Below are 4,725 nucleotides of genomic sequence, written 5' to 3'. Positions count from 1 at the left end.
AAATCCCAGACGTTCACATAACCGGTATCCGTCCTCCCGGATTCTGCTTTGTTAATCGAGCCTCCCAGCTTGGATGCCGTATTTGCAGTCTGCCCGGCATGACCAATCAGATGTACACCCATCGGAAAGTGGACGTTATTCACATCCTCGGTCAGTGTCCCATCAAACAACAACAAGCCCCCCAGTGCCTTTGTGGCAGCCGGGAGCAGATCAGAAAAGTGATTGTTTCCTTTCGCGCCAACATTCGCTGCCAATCCAAGTACATATCCGAGGGCATTCGTAACCATGTTGTCCTGCTCGACCCGCTCATTTTCTCCCGTGATTTCATTGTGCAGATCAATCTGCAGATGTCCTTTGAGCATTTCATTCTCCTCTCATAACCTCTCTCAATCGTTCTTATAGGTAATGACAAAGTTCGTGAGGGAGGAAGTCTTTCCTTCGATCATGAACTCAAACCAGATCTTCTTATTCGCCTGTGCACCGGAATAAAGAGCATCACAGTCCGCATCCAGGAACGAAGCCATGTCGACAGGATCGGTATAGGTGGTTCCATCAAAACTGTATGAAACGGTTACCGTCCCTGTGTAAACCGCTGTCATCTGGGTGATGCCGTGAATGGTCGCATGGCCAAGATCTGCAATGCAGCGAATCGTCTGCTTCTTTGGCACCGCCTTCACAGAAGCGGTCATAGCTTTTGGCTTTCCATCCGACCAGCGGTAAAGGACCGGTTTGGTAAGGCTTGTGAGCTGCTCGGACGTCGGCAGCGTATCAAAGCCCTTCTTCTGAAAATATGAGGCTTCTCCCAAATCTGCGGCAACCGCATCCGTGATCTCGGTCACTACGCCATCTACCAGCGTGTAGATCTTTCCATTGAAGTCCGTCATCAGGTACTTCTTTGCGTAGGGCGGCTCTACCCCGGTGAACAGAAGATACCCGATCCCGCAGGCATCATTTCCCCTGCTCTGGGATCCGTCCTTCGTATATCGGAGCACAATCGTATGAGTCCCAGCAGCGAGAGCATAAGAAAACTCTGTGAAGGTACTGACCCCTGTACCAGACTTCTTCAGCACCTCTGTTCCGTCCACCAGCACATGGAGCCAGTCATAGTTCTGCTCACTGGATACGATATAGCTTAAGGTCATGCTGCCGTCTTCCGAGAGCGTCACCGTAAGCGTTGTCTCACTGATTCCGCTGTCCATGATCTTCCCGCTCCGGAGCGTATTTTTGCCATCAGCCTTCCAGGTATCTGCAGAGTAAAAAGGCGTGGCGCCATCCGTCACGGAAAGAATGCCCTCCTCTCCCTGCTTCCACGTATCCTCTTCGAAAGTGATCCGCATCGTGTTGTCTTCCCGGATAATGCTCATAGCTTCACCTCCTCCAGGGTCTCGATTTCCGGATAGGCGCTGTAGAGATCCAGGACATCCAGCTGTCCGGTGTCCACAGTGCCGGAAGTGCTCTGGACCTTGTACAGCGTCTGCAAAGCAAAAGCATCATCGGCATTCGTGGTGAGATACGTCCCGTTGTAGTCCGGTTTTCCTTCCGTATCGGAAAGAATAAAATACCGGACCACGATGCCGACGCTTGAGCTGTCTGTAAAACTTCCAAGGACAAAAGCCATATCAAAGGAAACGGCATCGCTTGCCCCGGTCGGCACAGGAGTAAGGAGCGCTGTCTTTGCCGCATCCGTAAGCTTTCCAACCACAGAGCCCATCGAGAAGCCGGTGAATTCTTCCTCGGCATTAATCGTACCATCCCACTTTCCGGTTCCTGCAAGACCCATGCCTTCGATCAGTGCATTGATGCAGTTGGTATCCAGATAAAGAGATCCGCCTTCCACCGTAAGAAAGATCACGAAGAGATATACCGTATTGGCCTTGACGTCTCCGATATAGTAGTGAAGCGAAAGGATGTGCTTCCCGGCGGTGTCATAAGTTTCAATCGGATGGTAATCGATCTCATCCCCGGCAAGGGTGTAGGACACCGTGACCGTCATCGTATTTGGTTTTGCAAGCTCTGTCTCCGCACTGGTCATTCGCTCATCAAGGGAGCTGACACCGGTCTGCAGCTCTTTGATCTCGTTTTGAAGCTCTTCCGTTGTCGGAGAAGTCGCATCCTTAATCGTCACATCTTTCAGTTTTGTACTGCCAATCGCGTGTGTTGTGCCAAGCTTTGCATCGAGAAGAAGCTCCGCCCAGAGGGAAACCTCGGATGCTTTCGTGGCTGTAGCAAACCTTATTGATGCCACCGGGACCCGTTTTCCGTCTCCGACTTCGACCACCTGGGTATTCGTGAACCGGTAATGAACCAGCTGATTTTCATCGGTATTGGAGACAAGACCGACAAGGTTCTTGTCCGTTTTGCTTCTGGCACTGGCAAGGGCCGGATTCTTCCCCACTCCGGTCATCTCAAAATACTGGTTATACTGAAACGTAAACTTCGTAATACAATAGAGCGCATCTCCGTCGGCAAGACCGTTCTGAAAGACCAGCACGTCTCCAAGGTCGTAGGCAGGATTTCCGATGGCTCGGCAAGTGAATGGCACATACCGAATCTGCTGAATTGCTGTGAGAATTGCTCTTGCCATATCCTCCCTGGTCGCCGCGATACCATACTGCAGGAAGGGATTGCTCCCAAGATTCATCGTGAGACCATCGTCCTCATCCTCTGCATAGTAGGACGTGGTGCTGTCTTCCATGTTGACCACAGAGAGACCGGTATAGCGCGTAACATAATCGGAAAAGGAAGCACCTGTAAATCTGTGTGCATCATCAATCGTATCAACAACCGTCTGGTTGAAGGACTTAAATACAATGTTTCCCTTCCGGTCAGCTGTCGCAAAGCAGCCGATGGTCTGTGCAAGCCACGAGACCAGATCCCGCCATGTCTCGACATCATTCGTCGTGGTCTCGGAAATCATCGTAGATCCATTGGCAAAAGACTCGAATTCTTTTTCTGTATTTGCAAAGATTAGTCCTGTTGCTTCTCCGATCGCCTGAGCACACTGGTACGGAGTCACCTCTGTTATGACCTTGTTACAGGTCTTATCCAGAAGTGCCATGTGATCATAGGCTTTCACCACAACGCCACTTTCCGTCCACTCCGCCGTTTCTACCGTAAAGACGCCCAGAGGAACCTCCTCATAGGTTCCATCGGATAGTCTCATCCCGAACACAGGCTTGATCTCCAGCCCCTTCCATCCGTATCGGCTGATCGGCATGTTTAAGAATGTGGCATTCAGTTCTCCAATGTAGACCTGCCCGATGGCGATCTCCTCATTTCCTGTGCACTGATTCGTGATGGAAAAAGATCCGGCCAGAATGTTGTCATCCGTGAAGGGGTGTTCGCCAATCGTCCCCCTCATCCGGAATCTCTGCACCGGCTGCTTCATGGCAGTCTTGTATTGTTCACTTACAGCGTACATGAAGCGTCTCCTTTCCCTTCTCCATAGGTTGCTATTAATCAAAATTCTTCAAGATCAAAACTTACGGTATAGAGTCCATTCGTCCCTCTCGTCTTCTCTGAATGCTTCTCCGGGCTGGTCTTGAAGTTCCGCATCCGCATGGCTCTTGTCTTGTAACCCTGCGTCTTCAGATCATAGAGCTTTACCTGTATGGAATCCTTATCTCGGAACTCCGCGAACCTCGCCGCCCACCGGCTCGAACACGGAAAAGAGGCAGAGACGGACAGTTTGTCATACCTGGTGACAATGACCTGATCCGTTCCTGCCTCGGTCTGATTGGTACTATCAACGACAGCGTAGCTCTCCTCCCAGCTTTCCGGTGTGAAGAGCTTTACGTCATCAAAGTAGATGGGGTAATCACTTAACATGCATCATCGACCTCCTGACCGATAGTTGCTCCGCTGGGTCGCACGAACGACGATCTCATCAATCCGCTCCTGCCCGATGTAGACAGGGATAATGATGTCACCGCCACCTACACCTGCGAGAGCACCCTTCACGATTTCCGCAAGCTTATCCGTACCAACCACAGCTTCCTGCCCGGCTTCACCGCCTCCAAGGAGTCTTCCACCTGCAGCGCCGAAGATCGTCGGGCTGTTTAAGAGATAGGCATCATCCATCGCCTTCCGGTACCAGCTGACCGACAGGTGCGGAACCGACGGCGGATCAATGGAGAGTTTTCCACTGATCGAAAAGTGCGGGAGCTTGATATGCGGAAGTTCCAGATGGCAGCCAGAGAAGAATCCGCTGATCCTGCTCAGGCCACCGCTTACAATGCTCTTGGCATTTTCGATCATGGAGGAGAAAGCATTCCGTATTGCTCCAAGTTTCCCCTGTGCGGCAGAAAGCGCATCGCCAAGCTTGCCGCCTGTGAGATTGTTGATGGTAGTAAAGCCCGCCTCCCAGATCGACTTGTAAGCATCCACAGCAGTTCCGATGATGCCCTTGATCCCGCCGCCGTGCTGATCGATGGATGACTGAATCGCATCCCATGCATTCCCGGTGTTCGTCTTTACGGTATCCCACGCAGTACCGATCGTGGTTTTGACGTTGTCGAAGGTCGTGCCTGCTGTCGTCTTAATCCCGTCCCACACACCGGAGAGAGTGGATGTAATACCGTTCCATGTGGTGGTGGCAACGGAGCTGATGGTCGTCCAGGTATTTCCGAGGAAATCCGAAATGCCAGTAAAGACCGTGGTAGCTGTCGTGCTGATCCCTTCCCAGAGTCCTGTGAAGAAGCCGCTGATGCCGTTCCACACAGTCTC

Annotated in this window: 5 protein-coding genes; all 5 read right to left on the bottom strand. The window is 51.7% G+C overall.

The window, feature by feature from the left end; all coding sequences use genetic code 11:
* Positions 1-362, bottom strand: a 362-nt coding sequence (locus ACTQ52_RS12115) for a hypothetical protein (protein ID WP_441982761.1), incomplete at its 3' end; no start/stop codon positions are given.
* Positions 363-386: 24 nt separating this feature from the next.
* A complete protein-coding gene (locus ACTQ52_RS12110; protein ID WP_441982760.1) occupies positions 387-1,364 on the bottom strand; it encodes a hypothetical protein in 978 nt (325 codons plus the stop codon).
* Positions 1,361-3,421 carry a hypothetical protein gene (locus tag ACTQ52_RS12105; protein ID WP_441982759.1) on the bottom strand — a complete coding sequence of 687 codons (2,061 nt, stop codon included), beginning with the start codon at positions 3,419-3,421 and terminating at the stop codon, positions 1,361-1,363. The genes ACTQ52_RS12110 and ACTQ52_RS12105 overlap by 4 nt, the downstream gene beginning before the upstream one ends.
* Positions 3,422-3,459: 38 nt before the next feature.
* The gene (locus ACTQ52_RS12100) at positions 3,460-3,828 is read right to left on the bottom strand and encodes a hypothetical protein (RefSeq protein ID WP_441982758.1); all 369 of its coding nucleotides are present in this window, start codon (positions 3,826-3,828) and stop codon (positions 3,460-3,462) included.
* Positions 3,829-3,831: 3 nt separating this feature from the next.
* A partial coding sequence (locus ACTQ52_RS12095) for a phage tail protein (RefSeq protein ID WP_441982757.1) occupies positions 3,832-4,725 on the bottom strand: 894 nt, incomplete at its 5' end.

Source organism: Oribacterium sp. Sow4_G1_1, from assembly GCF_052116105.1.
Lineage (GTDB): Bacteria > Bacillota > Clostridia > Lachnospirales > Lachnospiraceae > Oribacterium.
The sequence above is the reverse complement of the archived record's forward strand: the minus strand, read 5'-3'. Positions and strand labels throughout refer to the sequence as shown.

Bases quoted from the DNA above. Each gene is read 5' to 3' on its own strand.
- ACTQ52_RS12110 (WP_441982760.1), bottom strand. From the start codon at position 1,364: ATGAGCATTATCCGGGAAGACAACACGATGCGGATCACTTTCGAAGAG.
- ACTQ52_RS12105 (WP_441982759.1), bottom strand. From the start codon at position 3,421: ATGTACGCTGTAAGTGAACAATACAAGACTGCCATGAAGCAGCCGGTG.
- ACTQ52_RS12100 (WP_441982758.1), bottom strand. From the start codon at position 3,828: ATGTTAAGTGATTACCCCATCTACTTTGATGACGTAAAGCTCTTCACA.